The sequence below is a fragment of the Arthrobacter sp. HMWF013 genome (assembly GCF_003061105.1).
Classification (GTDB): Bacteria; Actinomycetota; Actinomycetes; order Actinomycetales; family Micrococcaceae; genus Arthrobacter.
In genome coordinates, this window is the sequence record NZ_QAIQ01000563.1 from 7,917 (window position 1) to 9,220 (window position 1,304).

Annotated in this window: 1 protein-coding gene and 1 pseudogene; both read left to right on the forward strand. The window is 64.8% G+C overall.

Features of this window, described 5'->3' with window-relative positions; translation table 11 throughout:
• Positions 1-924 (forward strand): polysaccharide biosynthesis protein (locus tag DBR22_RS24800; RefSeq protein WP_258229311.1); only part of this gene is annotated, 924 nt, incomplete at its 5' end.
• Positions 921-1,304: pseudogene (locus tag DBR22_RS19275) on the forward strand (UDP-phosphate glycosyltransferase); the annotation flags it as partial. The gene DBR22_RS24800 and the pseudogene DBR22_RS19275, both read left to right, overlap by 4 nt.

Here is a 1,304-nt window from a genome sequence, read left to right on the forward strand (position 1 = left end):
GTCCAGTTCTCGCCGGCAGAACTGATCATGCTTGACCACGATGAAACCGGGTTGCAGCACACCCAGATCTCCATCACCGGCCGCGGACTGCTCGCCGGCCGCGACACCGTCCTGGCGAGCATCCGCGACGGCGCCGCACTCCGGGAGATCTTCCAGGACCGCCGCCCTGAAGTGGTGTTCCACGCTGCAGCCCTCAAACATGCGCCGCTGCTCCAGCAGTACCCGGTGGAGGCCTGGAAAACAAACGTACTGGGAACCCTGAACGTGCTCAGGGCCGCACAGTACGCCGGTGTTTCGCATTTTGTGAATATCTCCACGGACAAGGCAGCGAACCCCACAACGGCCCTTGGCCATTCGAAGCGCGTGGCTGAAAAGCTGGCCGCCTGGATGGCCGGCCAGACCGGCCGCAAATTTGTCTCCGTCCGGTTTGGCAACGTGATGGGCAGCCGCGGCTCGATGCTCCCGCTCTTCACCGAACAGATCCGGGTGGGCGGGCCCGTTACCGTCACAGACCCTGAAGTCACCAGGTTCTTTATGACCATTCCGGAGGCCTGCCAGCTGGTGATCCAGGCCGGCGCGATCGGACGCGGCGGCGAAGTCATGATCCTGGACATGGGGGAGCCGGTCAAAATCCTCGATGTTGCCCAGCGCATGATCGCGATGTCCGGCAAGAAAGTGGACATCGTCTATACCGGACTCCGGCCCGGCGAGAAGCTGCACGAGGAGCTCGTGGGAACCGGCGAGCTGGACGAACGCCCGCTGCACCCCAAGATTTCGCACACCAGGGCCCACGAGCAGGATCCGGCCGGGCTGGACATCAACGTCTGGCTTGCCCGCTGTGAGGCCGAGCAGGGACTGGACTTCGAGTCGATCCCTGATGAGGAAGCCGATGAACCGGGGCAGAATGTCAGGGCGGCGTCATGATTCCTGTCCTGCTTGCTGCCGTCATCACCTTGCTGGCGAGCGTGCTGCTTCCCTTCGCGGTCAAACCCTGGCTGGTCAAGATGGGTGTTGTTGACGTTCCCTCGGCCCGGTCTTCGCATGGCAGGACCACCATCCGGGGCATGGGGGTGGCCGTCTCCCTGGCCACGGCAGTCGGGTACGCGGCCGCCGTCGTCCTGGGGGCGGTGACGGTGGACCGCTCGGTGTTCCTCACTGTCCTGGCGATCATCGCCGCGAGTGCCACCGTTGGCTGGATCGAAGACCTCCGCGGACTCTCCATCCGTGGCCGGGCGGCCGCACAGCTGGGAATCGGCGCCGCAGGATCAGCGGTCCTGGTCTTCCTCACCGGCCAGTCCTTCTGG